The sequence below is a fragment of the Psychrobacter sp. M13 genome (assembly GCF_030718935.1).
Lineage (GTDB): Bacteria > Pseudomonadota > Gammaproteobacteria > Pseudomonadales > Moraxellaceae > Psychrobacter > Psychrobacter immobilis_G.
The window spans coordinates 1,230,032-1,246,739 of the sequence record NZ_CP132194.1 but is presented as its reverse complement, the minus strand read 5'-3'; the positions used below and the strand labels follow the sequence as shown (position 1 = coordinate 1,246,739).

17 protein-coding genes are annotated in these 16,708 nt (G+C 42.7%); 2 read left to right on the top strand and 15 right to left on the bottom strand.

The window, feature by feature from the left end; all coding sequences use genetic code 11:
* Positions 1–99 precede the first annotated feature (99 nt).
* The 13 genes from tatC to Q9G97_RS05170 form a co-directional block, all read right to left on the bottom strand.
* On the bottom strand, positions 100–933 hold the full coding sequence (tatC, locus tag Q9G97_RS05230; RefSeq protein ID WP_305899999.1) for a twin-arginine translocase subunit TatC: 834 nt from the start codon (positions 931–933) through the stop codon (positions 100–102).
* Positions 930–1,316, bottom strand: a complete 387-nt coding sequence (tatB, locus tag Q9G97_RS05225) for a Sec-independent protein translocase protein TatB (RefSeq protein WP_305899998.1) — start codon at positions 1,314–1,316, stop codon at positions 930–932. The genes tatC and tatB overlap by 4 nt, the downstream gene beginning before the upstream one ends.
* Positions 1,317–1,546: 230 nt before the next feature.
* Positions 1,547–1,681: a Sec-independent protein translocase subunit TatA gene (tatA, locus tag Q9G97_RS05220; RefSeq protein WP_305899997.1), complete on the bottom strand. Its 135-nt coding sequence runs from the start codon at positions 1,679–1,681 to the stop codon at positions 1,547–1,549.
* Positions 1,682–1,759: 78 nt separating this feature from the next.
* Positions 1,760–4,381, bottom strand: a complete 2,622-nt coding sequence (locus tag Q9G97_RS05215) for a copper-translocating P-type ATPase (RefSeq protein ID WP_305899996.1) — start codon at positions 4,379–4,381, stop codon at positions 1,760–1,762.
* A 205-nt stretch (positions 4,382–4,586) separates the two neighbouring features.
* Positions 4,587–4,859 carry a DUF5676 family membrane protein gene (locus tag Q9G97_RS05210; protein WP_305899995.1) on the bottom strand — a complete coding sequence of 91 codons (273 nt, stop codon included), beginning with the start codon at positions 4,857–4,859 and terminating at the stop codon, positions 4,587–4,589.
* Between the two features lie 151 nt (positions 4,860–5,010).
* On the bottom strand, positions 5,011–6,123 hold the full coding sequence (locus tag Q9G97_RS05205; RefSeq protein ID WP_305899994.1) for an APC family permease: 1,113 nt from the start codon (positions 6,121–6,123) through the stop codon (positions 5,011–5,013).
* 153 nt (positions 6,124–6,276) lie between these two features.
* A complete protein-coding gene (locus Q9G97_RS05200) occupies positions 6,277–6,762 on the bottom strand; it encodes a DUF305 domain-containing protein (protein ID WP_305899993.1) in 486 nt (161 codons plus the stop codon).
* Between the two features lie 41 nt (positions 6,763–6,803).
* Positions 6,804–7,988 (bottom strand): copper resistance protein B, encoded by a 1,185-nt coding sequence (locus tag Q9G97_RS05195; RefSeq protein WP_305899992.1) that lies wholly within the window; start codon positions 7,986–7,988, stop codon positions 6,804–6,806.
* A 27-nt stretch (positions 7,989–8,015) separates the two neighbouring features.
* Positions 8,016–9,716 (bottom strand): copper resistance system multicopper oxidase, encoded by a 1,701-nt coding sequence (locus Q9G97_RS05190; protein WP_305899991.1) that lies wholly within the window; start codon positions 9,714–9,716, stop codon positions 8,016–8,018.
* A 67-nt stretch (positions 9,717–9,783) separates the two neighbouring features.
* Entirely contained in the window at positions 9,784–10,413 is a 630-nt protein-coding gene (locus Q9G97_RS05185; protein WP_305899990.1) for a DUF411 domain-containing protein, read from the bottom strand.
* 95 nt (positions 10,414–10,508) lie between these two features.
* Positions 10,509–11,105 (bottom strand): cytochrome c, encoded by a 597-nt coding sequence (locus Q9G97_RS05180; protein ID WP_305899989.1) that lies wholly within the window; start codon positions 11,103–11,105, stop codon positions 10,509–10,511.
* Positions 11,106–11,231: 126 nt separating this feature from the next.
* Positions 11,232–11,507: a hypothetical protein gene (locus Q9G97_RS05175; RefSeq protein ID WP_305899988.1), complete on the bottom strand. Its 276-nt coding sequence runs from the start codon at positions 11,505–11,507 to the stop codon at positions 11,232–11,234.
* Positions 11,508–11,636: 129 nt separating this feature from the next.
* Positions 11,637–11,963: a hypothetical protein gene (locus tag Q9G97_RS05170; protein WP_305899987.1), complete on the bottom strand. Its 327-nt coding sequence runs from the start codon at positions 11,961–11,963 to the stop codon at positions 11,637–11,639.
* Positions 11,964–12,190: 227 nt separating this feature from the next.
* Here Q9G97_RS05170 and Q9G97_RS05165 point away from each other — a divergent pair, with 227 nt between their 5' ends.
* Both Q9G97_RS05165 and Q9G97_RS05160 read left to right on the top strand, forming a co-directional pair.
* The gene (locus Q9G97_RS05165; RefSeq protein WP_305899986.1) at positions 12,191–12,895 is read left to right on the top strand and encodes a heavy metal response regulator transcription factor; all 705 of its coding nucleotides are present in this window, start codon (positions 12,191–12,193) and stop codon (positions 12,893–12,895) included.
* Between the two features lie 4 nt (positions 12,896–12,899).
* Entirely contained in the window at positions 12,900–14,453 is a 1,554-nt protein-coding gene (locus Q9G97_RS05160) for an ATP-binding protein (protein ID WP_371747931.1), read from the top strand.
* Positions 14,454–14,750: 297 nt separating this feature from the next.
* On the opposite strand, the gene nhaC is transcribed toward Q9G97_RS05160, so the two are convergent.
* Together nhaC and Q9G97_RS05150 are read right to left on the bottom strand one after the other, a co-directional pair.
* A complete protein-coding gene (gene nhaC, locus Q9G97_RS05155) occupies positions 14,751–16,175 on the bottom strand; it encodes a Na+/H+ antiporter NhaC (protein WP_305899984.1) in 1,425 nt (474 codons plus the stop codon).
* Positions 16,176–16,344: 169 nt separating this feature from the next.
* On the bottom strand, positions 16,345–16,683 hold the full coding sequence (locus Q9G97_RS05150; RefSeq protein ID WP_305899983.1) for a 4a-hydroxytetrahydrobiopterin dehydratase: 339 nt from the start codon (positions 16,681–16,683) through the stop codon (positions 16,345–16,347).
* Positions 16,684–16,708 lie beyond the last annotated feature (25 nt).

Sequence of the window (16,708 nt, the reverse complement as noted above, 5' to 3'; positions counted from 1 at the left end):
CTGATAAGGTTTAAAGAGAAGCCAAAGTAAAAGAAGGGTTTGAATGTTTAGATAAATCTAATTTTTATAGTTGTTTTGCGAAATAGTGACTTTATAAGCCTAGACGGTTTTATGCTCTTCTTTGATTAATATTTTTGCCAGAAACAAGCCTAACTCGAATAGTAGCCACATTGGAATTGCGAGTAACAGCATCGAGATACCATCTGGCGGTGTCACTACCGCTGCGATTGCAAAGCAGCCGACTATGATATAACGACGTTTGTCCTCTAAGCTCTTTGTAGAGACGAGTCCAATCATTATCAGTAGTAAAGTCACGACTGGAATCTCAAAGGTGAGTTCAAATACCATAAATAATTTGAGAGTAAAGCTCAAATAACTATCAATATCAGTCATCGGTATGACGTTTTGCGGCGCGAACAGAATAAAGAATTTGAGGACGCTTTTTAGTACGACAAAATAGGCAAAAGCAACACCCGTATAAAATAGAAATATGGAAGATAGTAAAACAGGAATAGTGACTTTTCTCTCTTTTTTATATAATGCGGGGGCTATGAATGACCAAATTTGATATAAAATATAAGGCATCACTACAAAGGCAGCAACGAAAATCGTCAAGCGAATGGGTGCCATAAAGTTCGAGGTGATATCAGTGGCAATCATAGTCGAATTCGCAGGCAGCTGCGCGACTAGAGGGTCTGATAAGAGGTTGTAGAGCTCGCGCGAAAACCCTACCAATGCTAAGAAGACAATCAAAACGGCTACGCATATTCTGATGAGATGCTTGCGTAATTCGATCAAATGCTCAGTAATAGGCATATCGCTGAGCGCATTTAGCATATTATCAGTCTCAGCACTATAGGTAGTATCTGGCGCTTTAGTATCTGTATCCGCTAACTTTCTTTGGTGGTTTTTTCGGCGCTTAAACAAGCTCATTCATCCCCCTTCTCTACATGCGATAATGAGGAAATATTTGGCTTATGATTTTGCTGATGAGGAGCGGTTGGCTTATAGGAGCTATCTGAACTTTGATTCTGCGAGTTTTCAAACTTATCCATACTACCGCGCATCTCGGCCAATTCGCGCTTCATATCTGTCTCAGTCTGACGAATTTTTACTAACTCATTTTGCATCTGTTTTCGTGTTTCTGCTAGATCAAGCTCAGACTCTATGTCAGACTGAAGGGTAGATATCATACGACGTACTTTGGCGTACCATTGTCCTGCTGTGCGCGCAGCCTGTGGTAGTTTTTCTGGGCCCAAAACGATTAAAGCGATAACCCCAAATATAAGTAATTCGGAAAATCCAATATCAAACATAATAGGCAAATATATTAGTGAATAGGCTATTGAATATGGCTAGTAATACGCTTTACAACGTATTCTTGTCATCAGTGGGAACCGGACTAACTTCTAAATCATCGACTTGAGTGCTACCCTCAGTATTTAAGTTATTAGTACTTAAATTATTAGCGTTTAAGTCATTATTTGCAGTTGAAGTAGTGGCTTCATGGCTAATTGCCTGCCGCGTGCGAGCGTGCTCAGTTTCTTCATCTTACCGCTTCTTTAAAGCCCTTTACTGCGCTGCCTAAATCTTTACCTGCATTTTTAAGCTTGGCAGTACCAAACACCACTACCACGACTACTAACAATATCAGCCAATGTGTAATAGAAAAACTACCCATAACAACATCCTTACTTTTAAGTTTTAATCAAACCCATACTGGGCACTGCACTTTAATACTCTCTTTATGACATTCACATCATAAGTCCAACCGACGTAGTCTAAGCGCGTTAGCAATCACCGAGAATGACGACAAGCTCATCGCTGCCGCTGCTATCATTGGGCTAAGTAGAAGCCCAAATACGGGATAGAGCACACCTGCGGCAATTGGAATGCCAAGTGCATTGTAGATAAAGGCAAAAAACAGATTCTGTCTGATATTACGCATGGTGGCGTGGCTAAGCTTATAAGCTTTGGCAATGCCCATCAAATCACCTTTTAGCAGGGTAATACCCGCACTCTCCATCGCCACATCAGTACCCGTTCCCATAGCAATACCGACATTAGCCTGCGCTAGTGCAGGCGCGTCGTTGATACCGTCACCTGCCATAGCGACCAATTTACCGCTGTCTTGCATTTCTTTGACGATACGGTTTTTGTCCTCTGGTGAGACATCCGCATGAACTTCATCAATACCTAATTTATTAGCGACTGCCTGCGCGGTTTTTTCGTTGTCACCCGTTAGCATCACAACTTTTAGTCCCGAGTCGTGTAGTAACTTTATGGCTTCCTTGGTGCTTGATTTAATAGGATCAGCGACTGATATTATCCCTGCCGCTTTACTATCTATCGCCACAAACATTACCGTTTCACCATCCTTTCTACGGACGTCAGCTTTAGTAGATAAATCCTGATCGAAGCTGTTTAAACTCTCCATAAGCTTTGAGTTACCGATAGCGACTTGTTTACCATTGACGATGGCTTGTACGCCCTCGCCCGTCGTCGAATTAAAGTCTTGGGCTTTAGGAATAGTAAGTGATCTTTCTTGAGCGGCTCTCACGATAGCTTCTGCCAAAGGATGCTCGCTTGCGCTTTCTACTGCGGCTATTAAGGCTAAAAATTCATCTTCATCTTGACCTGCCAACGCATCGATTGAGGTCAGCTCAGGTTTACCAGCAGTCAGAGTGCCAGTTTTGTCAACGACGATGGTATCGACCTTTTCCATAGTCTCTAGCGCTTCGGCATTTTTGATAAGGACACCGTTTTGCGCGCCTTTACCTGTACCGACCATAATGGACATAGGTGTCGCCAGACCAAGGGCGCAAGGACAGGCAATAATCAGTACTGCAATCGCGTTAACCAAAGCATAAGCCATAGCGGGCTCAGGGCCGAATATCGCCCAAACAATAAAGGTTATGATAGAGCTGATAATAACAATGGGTACGAACCAACCCGCCACTTGATCTACCAAGCGCTGGATAGGCGCGCGGCTACGCTGAGCCTCACTAACCATTTGTACAATTTTGGATAATACCGAATCTGCTCCAACATTGACCGCTTCGACCAACAGCGTTCCAGTGCCATTTACCGTACCACCAGTCACGGTATCTCCTGCTACTTTTGATACAGGGATTGGTTCACCCGTTACCATTGATTCATCAACATTACTATTACCATCGATCACTGTACCGTCTACGGGCAACTTCTCACCAGGTCTAACCCGTAGCTTATCGCCACTGACAACCTCATCAAGCGAGACTTCGATCTCTTCTCCGTTTTCATCCACACGTCTTGCAGTCGGTGGAGCTAACTCAAGCAATGCTCGAATCGCACCTGAAGTTTGACTTCTGGCTTTGAGCTCTAACACTTGACCGAGTAGTACCAAGGTTACGATGACAGCTGCTGCTTCATAGTAGACGCCGACTTGTCCGCTAGCGTCTCTAAAACTGTTTGGGAAAATATTGGGGAAAAAGGTCGCGACAATACTGAAAATATAAGCAGCGCCTACGCCTATGGCAATCAAAGTAAACATATTGAGATTGCGACTTTTTATAGACTGCCAGCCACGAACGAAAAACGGGGCGGCCCCCCAAAGCACGACAGGTGTCGCAAGCACTAACTCAGCCCATTGTAAAACCTGTGAAGGTATACCATACTGACTAAAGTCAACTCCAAACATACCGCTCATAACATATATTAATAGCGGGATAGTGAGTACCGTACAAATCCAAAATCGGCGGGTCATATCATTAAGCTCTGAGGTATCTTCTTCGCCAATGGTGACCGTTTCTGGCTCAAGTGCCATGCCGCATATTGGACAACCACTATTCTCAACATCCCTGACTTCTGGATGCATGGGACAGATATAGACCGTACCATTATAATCGTCTGGTACTTTATCGTATTTACCGCCTTTAATAGATTTTACCGAGCCGCTACCATTACCCGCTCCATGACAATGGGCATGACTGTCTTCTTTGTCGCTTGAGTCAGCAACTTCGTCTTCAGGCTGAAGAAACATCCCGCATATGGGGCAGTCACTTTTTTCGGCATCTCTGACCTCAGGATGCATCGGGCAAATAAAGACTGTACCGTTGTAATCGGCTGGCACTTTATCGTACTTACCGCCTTCGATAGGTTTTGCCTCAGTGCTATTGTTAGTATCTGCTCCATGGCAATTCGCATGACTATCTTCATTATTGTTGGATTGAGTAGCCTTGTCTTCAGGTTTGAGAAACATACCGCATATCGGACAATCGCTAGCTTCAACATCTCTAACCTCAGAATGCATCGGGCAGATATAAACCGTACCACTATAATTTTCTGGCACTTTATCGTACTGACCACCTTTGATAGATTTGTCATCGGCAATATGTTTCATAAATTTACTCCTTGAAGACAATAAATGTTGATAATAAGTACAGCTCTTAAAGCACTATTATCAATTCTCAATTGCTATTAATATAATCATTAATTCATATAATCATTAATCTAAAAAATTACTTTTTATACTTTCAATTGGACTTTAGTCTTTATCATTCAAATATTTGAGCAGAGCCTTGATGATTAATATTAGTACCTTTGAACTATTTTGCGAACCAACGGTATAGTGGCACGAACAAGATTGCGAAATACCAACCATAAAGGTACGATTCTACAAGTCCAATTAGAAAACCTGTCCAAGTCAACCATTCAAAGCCGGGTAGTAGAGGCGCCCAAGCTTCATGCATGGATATTTGCTCGGGAGCGAGTAAACCAAAGCCTATGCATAACAGGTAACTAATGAGTAAAAACAACGATACACTGTTGCCAACAGGGACAATTCTTAAGGTACTTGTTGTCAAATTTGATTTGACCATCTTAATACTCCTTGTTATCACATGATGTCGTTCAAGCTTAAACTAATTAAACATCCACCTTTCCGTTCTAAATTTAAAGAACCAGTATAAGTAGAAGCTTTATGCTGTATTAGCATTACTTTTTGATTCGTGTGGCGCCAGCGAGTTGACGCTAGCGACCCCAATGAATAGCGATATCCATGATCAGATAAAAAACAATGCCAAGCGCTGCAATTCGTGAAAGATCAAATAACGTTGTGAAAGCCAAACCCAACACCACAGTGTAAACCAGCGTATGTTTCTGAACGCTTCCTGGCATCCCCAAATGACGATGGGGTACCAGCTTCATGTCAGTCAACATAGCAAGCATCCGCGAGACTGCGAAGATGCTAGCAAGGAGACCACCAGCGGTAGCTACCATTGCGATTGCCACTGTGAACCACAGACCATAATCGCCAAGCGCTGGCCGTGCGGCAGCAGCCAAGGAATAGTCTTTGGTTTCAATAATCTCGGCAAGGGACAGATTACTAGACACCGCAAAACCGACTAAAGTGTAAATAACTACGCAGATTGCGATCGAGATTATAATGGCACGGCCGACGTTACGACGAGGATTTTTTACCTCCGAGCCACTGTTGGCAATCGTGGTAAAGCCTTTAAATGCCAGTATGCCTAACGCCGTTGCGCCAAGAAAGTTACCAGCAGTATTAGTATCACCTAATATGGAAGAATCAATTGCAAAGCTATCAGCCAGCCAGACACCAACCAATCCGAAGACGAGAATACCGACAATTTTTATAATGCCAATAAACGATGCGACTCCTTGGATCCAACGATTGCTAAGCAAATTAATCAAGAATGCAGCAAGAATAAGCGCTGCACCAAGAACAGATACCATGCGACCGCTATCATCACCACCGAACAACTGCATAGTATATGACCCGAACGTCCGAGCCAAAAAACTTTGCGCTATAACCATGGAAAAATACATCAGCAAAGCATTAAAGCCAGTCGGTAAACGATCTCCGTATGCCTGATGCAAATACATTGCAACACCGCCAGCTGATGGGTAGGCATTAGAGATTTTGATGTAGGAATAGGCGCTAAAAGAAACAACAATTGCAGCAGCTAAAAACGCTAAGGGGAAAAGCGAACCTACCATCTGAGCCATCTGCCCAGTCAATGCAAAAATACCGGCGCCAATCATGACACCGGTACCTAGCATAACTGTTCCTGATAAAGTCAGACTATCTTGCTGATAACGAGTCGTTCTGTTTTGTTCCATGCCAATTTATCCTTTCACTACCTTTTTAACGAGTAGGACTTTAAATCTGCGGTGGATAAGAACTTTGAGTACATATATCTGTATGAGCAACCGTAACTATTCGATAGCTCACTATTTTTTAGTTTAAAGTACTCCTATTAATCTTATAATTCTTTACTCCAGCTCATCAATCAATTGCTGCATCTCACCGATTTCACGCTTCTGCGCTTCGATAATATCATCAGCTAATTGACGCACCCGTGGATCTTCGATATGGGCACGTGAACTGGTCAAAATTGCAATCGAATGGTGCGGAATCATTGCTTGCATCCAATCGACCTGATCGACCGTTTGTTGCGAGCGTACACCCCATAGACCAAAGGCAAAAAGAAAGACACTAATCCCATAAACCATCAAGTTTATCTTGGTTTTCTTATACATATTGGTCATAAAGGCTAGCATGATAATAGCCATCACTGCGCCCATGTATAGCGCCATATAAGCGCGAGTCTCACTAAAATAAATATGGTCGAGTTTATAGGTATTGAAATACATCATGACAAACATTACGATTGTAGATGTGACAATCATCAAGGTAAACTTTAGGTAAGGATTCATACCCTGTTGATGATTCATACTATTTTGGTTATCAGCATTCATAATATGACCTCTTTAAATTTAACAATTGTACAATTAACGGTTTAAAACCAGAATTTGACACCCGCAGTCAGACTACTGCCATCAACTGATTCGTTATCTTGACGACGCAAATCACGTGCATCACCCAAAGCTGACTCGTAGCTTATACCAACATAAGGTGCTAACTGCCGACTCAAGGTTTCATAAGTTAGTCTCACTTCGGCTTCCATTTCATTGAAGCCTTTAGCGATTTGGTTGTCACTATCGTCTTTACTAAACGCAGTCAAACCTACTTCTGGTATCACCACCCAACGTTGAGTTAAACGCCATTCATATTCTGCACCCAGATCAAGCTGTACTTGACCATCACTATATAAGTAGGCTCTAGCATTTGTTTCAATAAAGTATGGAGCCGTACCGACAATACCTGCCATTACCGCTGGCTTATCATTTTCAGTATTATAAGCAACACCCGCTTCCCCATTCCAATAAATGCCGAGTGGCTTCCAGTAAGCCAATGAGCTCAAACTACTAATTTCTTTATCGTCTTTGGTTTGAGCACTTCCCTCTGTACGCAATCTGAAACGGTTACTATCATCGCCATACCATCCCTCAATCTCAAAGTTGATCTGATCATCATCGAACTGATAGCCTAAATCATCTACTGAAACGCCCCACAATGGCATGCTACCCATCATGACAGGCTTACCATACTGTCCATAAGGGACACCGTTGGAATAATCTGAACTACGAGCATCAGCTGGAGCCTCACCACCTTGCATGCCTGACATGTCCATGTTCATTTTGCTATGGTCCATACCTGCCATGTCGCCTGACATATCCATACCGCTGTGGTCCATGCCTGCCATATTACCTGACATATCCATACTGCTGTGGTCCATATCTGACATGTCCATTCCAGACATATCCATACTGCTGTGATCCATATCCGACATGTCCATGCCTGACATATCCATACTGCTGTGATCCATATCCGACATGTCCATGCCTGACATATCCATACTGCTATGATCCATATCCGACATGTCCATGCCACTATGATCCATACCCGACATATCCATACCGCTGTGATCCATGCCTGACATGTCACTTACTGGCATTTTCGTTTTACTCATAGCATCAGGATTTGATGCTGCATTCGCCACTGGCATAGCCAACAACATTGCTGCAGACAATATGGATACTGGCAATACAGTAGTGTTAAACCTTACTTTACGTATTTTCATCTTATCTCTCACCTATCAAAGAATAACTTAAACAACGGCGACTTCTCTGAACATACCTGCTTCCATGTGATAAAGCAGATGGCAATGCCACGCCCATCGTCCCGCTTCTCCTGTGACATCAAAGCTAATCTTCTGTGCAGGTTGCACGACGATGGTATGCTTGCGGACTTGAAAGTCTCCATTAGGTGCACGTAGATCACTCCACATACCATGTAAGTGCATAGGGTGGTTCATCATGGTGTCATTGACCAAGGTGATACGTACACGTTCACCCGGCTTGATATTGACGGGCGTGGCATCTTTAAACATAACCCCATCCATGGCCCAAATATAGCGCTCCATAGCACCTGTTAGGTGTATTTCAATCTCTCTAGTAGGCTTGCGCTGCTCGCTTAGTACTTGCTTATCTACAGAGCGTAATTGATCATAAGTCAAAACCTTACGATTGATATCGCGTAAATTGATACCCGGATCATCAATGTTAATACGTGCACTATCAACGCGCATGTCCGTCTTAAAGTCATATTCTGTTTCAGCATGACGGGCTTCATAGCCATTCGCGCCCATCGCGCCCATCATATCGGCCATCGTGAGCCACTCGATTTTATCCATAGCAGGTATCGCAGCGCGAGCGCCTTTTTTGGTCGCAAGCGTAGTGGCAACAAAACCTGAGCGATCTATATTTTGCGCAAATATCGTATGCGCATCCCCAGTTGGCGTGACGATAACATCATAAGTCTCAGCAACACCAATACGGAAGTCATCAACACTGACAGGTGCAACATCATTGCCATCTGTCGAGACGACGGTCATCTTCAGACCGGGTATACGTACATCAAATATTGTCTGCGCAGAAGCATTGATAAAACGTAATTTGACCTTTTGTCCCGCTTTGACCAGTTGCGTCCAATTAGCCGCTGTGGTCTTACCATTCATAAGATAAGTGAACGTGTTTTCACCTGACAAATCCGTAAAATCAGTCGGCATCATGCGCATCTGATTCCACATTTTACGCTTATCGTAAGCAGCCTCAAGATCCGTAGCGGCGATATCAGATAACAGCTTTTTGAAATCTGGCAAATGGTAATTGTCAAAATCAGAACGCTGCTTTAACAGTTTGAGTAAATTATGCGGGTCACGGTGCGTCCAATCACTGAGCAAGATCACATGGTCTTCCTCTACTGGATAACGCTCCGCTCCTTTGGGCTCAATGACTATAGCGCCGCGCATACCCGTCTGCTCTTGAAACCCTGAATGCGAGTGATACCAATAAGTACCCGATTGCGGTATGTTAAATTTATAAGTAAAAGTGCTTTTGGCGGGAATACCGTCGAAGCTAATGCCGGGTACGCCATCCATCTCAAACGGTACCAGCAAACCATGCCAATGAATAGAGGTCGATTCATTGAGCTGATTATGAACCCGAATGGTAACCGTGTCGCCCTCTTGCATTTTGAGCGTAGGCCCTGGTAGCGAGTCATTGATCAAGGTTGCCATACTTGATTTGCCATTGACCGTTATCATCTTTTCGCTAACATATAGGTCAAACTCATTACCTGTCAGAACAGGTACGATATGGTCGGCTCGATCACTGTTGACAGCAACTTTTTGATTTTTGCTTAGTGCACTATTGGCCATCGTCGGTAGTGTGGATAGCATTGACGCGCCGAGCAAGGTGGATGACCCTGTCAGAAAACGCCTACGGTTAAATATACTTTTATTATTCATAATATTGACCTAAGTTAATCCATGAAATGAGAGTTGAACTTATATATCTAACGACTTATTAATAAAACTATAGCTGCTGCGCTGGTGATTCAATAGCAGCGTAAACTTGAGTACTACCATCTTTGTTCAGCTGCATTACCTGATAAGGCATAAACTTATCTTGGTACTCCATACCAGGGCTGCCAACAGGCATACTAGGTACAGCCAGACCAATCGCATCCTTTGGCGGATTTGTCAGAAACTGCGCCATATGTTTGGCAGGGACATGTCCTTCAAAAACATAGCCATCTGTGGTGATAGTAGTATGACAAGAGCGCATCTGTTGGGGTACGCCATAGCGGTCTTTGAAAAGGGACACATCTGCAACGTCTTGTGCCGTTGCGTTTAAACCATTGTCTTCGGCATAACCTACCCACTCTTTACAGCAGCCGCAATTGGCATCTTTGTAAACAGTAGCTGAGACATCCCTTAAAATAGTTGACTGCGTGTCTGAGTTTGCGCTAACAGGCATCATGTGAGCCTGTGGCTGCTCTACTGCAGTTGTCGTCGTCGATTGCGTAGCTGGCATCGAGCTAGTAGCAGTAGAGCTTGGTTGACTACAAGCTGCAAGTACTAGTGACAATGAAGAAACCAACAAAAGAGCACGCCCGGATGCCCAGTGATGCTCATTGAAAGATATATCAGTGTGGCGTCTCATAAAACTACTCCTAAGCGTTTATTTGTCTAGCAAATACTCTAAAAATTAAATCTCAACTGATAACTGGTAGTACCACAGCACTACCAGTTATCACATTAATGCTGCATCTCAGTGTCACCATCCGACATATCCATCATCTCATCGTCAAACGACATATCCATCATATCGCTGTCAAATCTTGTGGTGAGTAGCGTATATTGCGCCTCATCTAACTCAGGCAATGCTCTGATAAAAGCGACCATAGCCCACATTCTCTCGTCATCGTGAGTCGCGCCCCACGCAGGCATTCCAGATGCCATAATGCCATGCTTAATCGCCCAAAAGCTTTGCTGCGCACCTGCTTCAGATTTGAAACGCTCGACCACTTCAGCCTTAGTAAAGTTTGGTGGTTTCGGATACAAGTACTCACTCAGATCTGTTTGTGTTGCATCAGGTGCTAGATGGCAGCCTGCACACATGTCTTTGTAGTCCGCGCCGCCAGAGCTGATCATATCCACTTGTTGTAGGTCTGGAACAACGATGTCTTTACTCGCATTTTCTATAGAACGTTCGCGAGCCGTCTCCAAAAAACCATGGACTATTGGAGTATGGAGTTGATCTGCCCCAATATTAATAATGCCACTAGAAACTACCGTAAAAACGCCAACGATGGCGACAAACATAGTAAACAGCGCACCCCATAAAAATCTCATATGTTCGTCCTTGATTTTGTTGCTGTCAAAACTTTACTATCAATCTAGTCAAAAGAATCAGATTTAACGAAGATTGTAGTTAAATCTGACTTATTGCGTATTGCCTAATAACTAGTACAGCTAAAATTATTTAGAAGCACTGTCACTGGCGACGCAATGCTTTTGGTACATCTGTTTCATCTTGCTCATATTCGTCATCATCGCTTTCATAGCCGGGTCATTCATATCCATTTTGCTATGATCCATTTTTTGCATCATTTGCATATGCTTCTCCATTTTTTCGCAGTTCATTTGATCTTTTTGTGCATGCATTTCTGGAGAATGCGCCATCGCTGATGTTGAAACAATTAAAGTAATAGCCGTTGCTGCGATTGATTTAGATAGTAATTTAAATTGTGACATAAATAATTCCTAGTAGTGAATTGGGTTAGAAAGTATAAAGACGTTGGACCAGTCTAGATAATACAATAGTGATTCTGACTGCTAGATGACGCTAAGATTACAATCTTGTCATCTTTATACATTTGAATTTTAATGCTGCACGTATTCCTTTAATATAGCATCAGAGCTGCGATTACTCTGACTACCATACTTATTGATAAAGTATTTTTCAGATTGTAAATGCTGGTCTTGATGTTGAACCTGACAAGCGACTCGTGCATCAATATAACTTTTCATTTGCGCATCAGAGATTTGCGCATTATTGTGGTCTAGATTCCTGGCAAACTTAGTAACGTTATCGCAGTTGTCGATAATCGAAGTACTTAGATTGGTCGTATGTGCATTAGCCGCTGACATACCAATGAGCATTGAAGCAGACAGCAGTACTACTTTTTTGAATGAAAGATAACTTTTCATATAAAACCCTTAATAAATTATTGAATATCAAAATTAATGATCTGTAGGAATAATTCATAGTAGCTACTCGTATCATGAATGAGCCGCTATGTACTATGGATATAGAGTAGCAAATGAATACTGACCGTTTGCTGACGAGCACGTGACATCTTTGTCAGACACCAGTCCATTTTGTCACTTATGTCAATTCGAGCATTAAAAAGCCATAATTACATTAAAGGATTATTATGAAAGTACTACTAGTAGAAGATGAGTTAAAACTTGGCGAATATATAAAAAAAGGTTTAAGCGAAGCAGGCTTCATTGTCGACCACCAGCTAACAGGCTTAGATGGCTACCATGCTATGATGACTGAAGAATTTAGCGTGATACTCATGGATGTTATGCTGCCTGATGTTAGTGGTTTTGAGCTAGTACGTAATTACCGAGCGGCGGGCAAGCATACGCCAGTATTATTTCTAACAGCGAAAGATGATTTGGATGACAAGATTAAGGGGATTGAGATTGGCGGTGATGATTATCTGACCAAGCCTTTTGCCTTTGCAGAATTAGTCGTGCGTATAAAAAGCTTGCTGCGCCGTGCTAATCAAGCCGATTATAAAAGTACGCTGATGCAAATAGCGGATCTCAAAATGGACATTGCCAAGCGCACTGTACACAGAGATGACGCACCTATCAAACTGACGGCAAAAGAGTTCTCCTTACTACAATTCATGCTAGAGCGCCGCGGTGAAGTATTGCCACGCTCAGTCATTGCCTCACAAGTATGGGATATAAACTTCGATAGCGATACTAATGTGATCGATGTGGCCGTTAGACGACTACGACTAAAGATCGATGATGGTTATCAGACCAAGCTCATTCATACGGTGCGCGGCATGGGCTATCGTTTAGATTCTGTTGACGCTGATACTCATGAACATGACTGCTAATAAGATGAGAGGAGCTTTTGATAATCGGCGCTTGCCTTTATTGTGGCGTACCGTGTTATTACTAACAATCTTCGTCGTCATCTCTCAGGTCATCATTTATATCTGGGTACAGCGCTCTGTCAAAGGGCATTTTGAGCAGATGGATGCTGAGATTATCACCCACGCAGCCTTCAACCTACGTAAGCGCGTAACAGAGGTGGATAACCAAATAGCCTCTCAGACCCTACCCGAAACTCAAAGTCCATCAAATACTCAACAACAATTTCGCTCGCAAGCTCCTTCAAATCTGCTGCCTACCATAGCCACGAAAAATGATGATCATCTACATTCTGCTTGGCTAGATTACGACTTAAAAACTGTCATTGCTGATAAAGAGGGACGATTGCTATCGAGCACTCCAAATATCTTTGCTGATGAGTTAAGTGGCAGTTTCAATCTATTATCCTTGCGGCAAAATAATGATGATAGACAGTTTGTGATCAATATCAGTGACCGAAGTTATCGGGCTATGGTCATCGAAGACGATAATATGCTTGCCCTTATCGCCTTGCCCATCGACGTGCATCATCAGTATTTATTGCAGTTCAATCGTCAGCTGAGTATGATTTTATTTGCTATTACCTTGCTGTTGGTGTCAATAGCAGCGTTGAGCGTCTATTGGGGATTTGCGCCTTTATCAACGATTATTCAGAAGATGAAGAGTATTAACCCTGAAAGATTGGGCGAAAGAGTAACCGTTAGTGATATGCCATTAGAGCTAAGACCCTTAGCCGAGTCCTATAATTCAATGATAGCTAAGCTTGAAAGCAATTTTGAATCCTTATCTCGATTTTCAGATAATATCGCTCATGAGCTGCGCACGCCCATAGCGACGTTAAGTACGCAAACGCAAGTCATGTTGAATAAGCCTAGAGAAGAAGCGGAATACATTGAGCAATTGCATCATCAGCATAATACCTTAGAACAGTTATCGGCGATGATTAATAACATGCTGCTGCTAGCAAAAACACAAAAAGGACTGAGTGATTCGCAAGTGACTACTGTAGATACTGAGAGCCTAATCAACAAGCTACTAGATTACTTTGAAATGATTGCCGAGGATCGTGGGATAACTTTTGAGAAATCAGGTGAGTTCAGTGCAGTATTAGGTAATGAGGGTTTACTGCAAAGATTATTTGCTAATCTACTGTCCAACGCCATCTACTATGCCACTAGTCACAGCGTTATCACGATATCAGCTACTATTAATACTTCAAAAACTCCTGTTAATACTAATAGTTTGTTTAAGAATGACAAGGGTAATACTCAAACCTCGAATCAATCTTGGCTAGAGATAACTTTTACTAATTATCTACAAAAACCTTTAAACCAAAGCGAAGCAGATCGATTGTTTGAGCGCTTTTATCGTCATGACAAGACCAGCCAGCACCATTCAGGCTCAGGTCTAGGGCTGTCTATCGTTCAGACCATCGCTACTGCTCATAAAGGGGAGGTTAATATTGTTATCAAAGATGACTATTGTTTTGAGGTTACCGTGGGTTTATTGATTGCTAGGTAGTAAAAACCTCAATATTTTAGTATTTAGAATATCGATGATGTGTAGAAATCCTTATAGGTTTAATTCATTTTAATAAGTCAAAAAAGCCCTATATGCTATTACTTATATAGCGTATAGAGCTAAAGTGTGAAGCCTGATTTTCTTAGGTGATGTGGTTAATATTTTCTATAGTACTGTCAGCTTGCGCTGTTACTTTGTCCATCATTTTCATGGCTTCTAAAAACACAACCCCTTATCGTTAGCGCTTAATGTAGAGTACTTCTTAACGCTGTATAAGCTCTCTGCCATATCGACTTATTAATGAGCGGATTGTGCTTTTTGGTACTTACGCACGTTGCTGCCATCTTTACGGGTAATCGTTATTCCAGTAAAACCAAACACTATCGTTAGCAGTAGAGATAAGTAACAGAAGAACGCATAGGGCAGATAGTCGAGCACTGGTACTCCTAGCGCTTGGCTGATAAACACCCCGCATACGCTCCACGGCACCAGTGGGTTGATGACCGTACCTGCATCTTCAATGGTGCGCGATAAGTTTTTAGGATGTAAGTCTAAGCGCTCAAACGTCGGGCGAAAGGCTGTACCTGACAATAGAATACTTAAGTACTGCTCACCGATTAACACGTTGATGCTAAGGGCTGCCATAGCGGCGGCAAAGATGGCACGACCTGAGCTGGTCAGCATATCTTTGATACCTAACAATAGTGCTGGTAATACACCCAAAGCTCGCAGTAGACCACCCAAACTTAATGCCAATATCACAATGGTCTGGGTGAAGAACATGCTCTGCATACCACCACGTGAAATCATACCGCCTACTTCGCCAAGAGCCAAGTTTTCAGCAGGCGCATAGCCACCAAACATATAGCCGCCCAACTGTCCAATACTCGGCATACTATGTAAATAAGTAATAATCAAAGCGCTGGCAATCGTGTAAATAATGGTATAAATGGCATTCACTCGACAAAGCGCTAAGACGACTAGCACGATAAACGGTATGACAGAATAACCATGGACTAAGCCGCTATCTACTAACTGCGACTGCAACAAAGTCACTTGGTCTAAATTGCCTGTACCTGCTTGCCCTGAGAAGAACCAAAATAGCCCTGCGGTGATAAGCCACGCGGGTACTGTGGTATACATCATATTGCGAATGTGCTCGAATAAATCGATACCCACAACAGAAGACGCTAGCGTACAAGTATCTGAGAGTGGCGACATTTTATCAGCAAAGAACGCACCTGAAACGATAGCCCCTGCAGCGATAGCGACATTGGCGTCAAAGGCATTACTCATACCAATAAATGCCACACCGATGGTCGCAGCCGTAGTCAGACTACTGCCCAAGGCAATCCCAATAATCGAGGTCAAGACAAAGGCGGAAATATAATAATACTGTGGCGAGATCAGCTCAAAGCCATAGTACATAATAGTAGGAATAGCGCCTGACATCATAAGCGCGGCAACTAGCAAACCAATAAAGAACAATAAATAGATCGCACCAATACCACTGACAACGCCAGATGACATTTGTTCCTGCATCTTCTCAAAGCTTAAGCCCTTGAACATACCTAGAGCGAGCAAAATGGCAATAGCAAGCATTAATGATAGGTGCGGCACCCAGCCAAAACCGATCATGGTGACACCCATAATCGCGATGACTACGCTGGCAATGATAAAGGCTAATTTAGGAGATAACTCGGTAAGTACTTGCGGCGGCATGACACATCCTTATGTGGCCTGTTTTTATTAAAGCTCTAAAATAGAGGCTTAAATCATTAAAAACGAATGGATAAAAGATCTAACAATAAATGGCAATGATTCAAGAGCTGTGAATCTTTCTAAAATAAGCGTTTTAAAAATAATCACTTCTGAAAAACTTAGCACCTTATTAATTGAGCAAAGCATCAGTCTTCGCCGCCATCACAAAATCATTTTTGTGTAGACCCTTGATACTGTGCGACCACCATGTAACCGTCACTTTACCCCATTCAACCAACATACCGGGATGATGGCCTTCGGCTTCAGCAACTTCAGCCAATTGATTGGCAAATGCCATCGCCTTTACGAAGTTCTTAAATTTATAGTGACGCTCTAACTGCTGGATGCCATCCACTTCAATAAGTGACCAGTCAGGGATTTGTTGCATCAGCTCTTGAGCCTCCAAATCGGTAACTTTTGGCGCGCCGATACGGCAGACTTCACAGCTGGCTTGTGATAATGCAGACATAATAATTTCCTTGTTTTATTTTTCT

Bases quoted from the DNA above. Each gene is read 5' to 3' on its own strand.
- Q9G97_RS05185 (WP_305899990.1), bottom strand. From the start codon at position 10,413: ATGAGACGCCACACTGATATATCTTTCAATGAGCATCACTGGGCATCC.
- Q9G97_RS05215 (WP_305899996.1), bottom strand. From the start codon at position 4,381: ATGAAACATATTGCCGATGACAAATCTATCAAAGGTGGTCAGTACGAT.
- Q9G97_RS05180 (WP_305899989.1), bottom strand. From the start codon at position 11,105: ATGAGATTTTTATGGGGTGCGCTGTTTACTATGTTTGTCGCCATCGTT.
- Q9G97_RS05150 (WP_305899983.1), bottom strand. From the start codon at position 16,683: ATGTCTGCATTATCACAAGCCAGCTGTGAAGTCTGCCGTATCGGCGCG.
- nhaC (WP_305899984.1), bottom strand. From the start codon at position 16,175: ATGCCGCCGCAAGTACTTACCGAGTTATCTCCTAAATTAGCCTTTATC.
- tatB (WP_305899998.1), bottom strand. From the start codon at position 1,316: ATGTTTGATATTGGATTTTCCGAATTACTTATATTTGGGGTTATCGCT.
- Q9G97_RS05160 (WP_371747931.1), top strand. From the start codon at position 12,900: ATGAGAGGAGCTTTTGATAATCGGCGCTTGCCTTTATTGTGGCGTACC.
- Q9G97_RS05210 (WP_305899995.1), bottom strand. From the start codon at position 4,859: ATGGTCAAATCAAATTTGACAACAAGTACCTTAAGAATTGTCCCTGTT.
- Q9G97_RS05205 (WP_305899994.1), bottom strand. From the start codon at position 6,123: ATGGAACAAAACAGAACGACTCGTTATCAGCAAGATAGTCTGACTTTA.
- Q9G97_RS05165 (WP_305899986.1), top strand. From the start codon at position 12,191: ATGAAAGTACTACTAGTAGAAGATGAGTTAAAACTTGGCGAATATATA.
- tatA (WP_305899997.1), bottom strand. From the start codon at position 1,681: ATGGGTAGTTTTTCTATTACACATTGGCTGATATTGTTAGTAGTCGTG.
- Q9G97_RS05170 (WP_305899987.1), bottom strand. From the start codon at position 11,963: ATGAAAAGTTATCTTTCATTCAAAAAAGTAGTACTGCTGTCTGCTTCA.
- Q9G97_RS05195 (WP_305899992.1), bottom strand. From the start codon at position 7,988: ATGAAAATACGTAAAGTAAGGTTTAACACTACTGTATTGCCAGTATCC.
- Q9G97_RS05190 (WP_305899991.1), bottom strand. From the start codon at position 9,716: ATGAATAATAAAAGTATATTTAACCGTAGGCGTTTTCTGACAGGGTCA.
- Q9G97_RS05175 (WP_305899988.1), bottom strand. From the start codon at position 11,507: ATGTCACAATTTAAATTACTATCTAAATCAATCGCAGCAACGGCTATT.
- tatC (WP_305899999.1), bottom strand. From the start codon at position 933: ATGAGCTTGTTTAAGCGCCGAAAAAACCACCAAAGAAAGTTAGCGGAT.
- Q9G97_RS05200 (WP_305899993.1), bottom strand. From the start codon at position 6,762: ATGAATGCTGATAACCAAAATAGTATGAATCATCAACAGGGTATGAAT.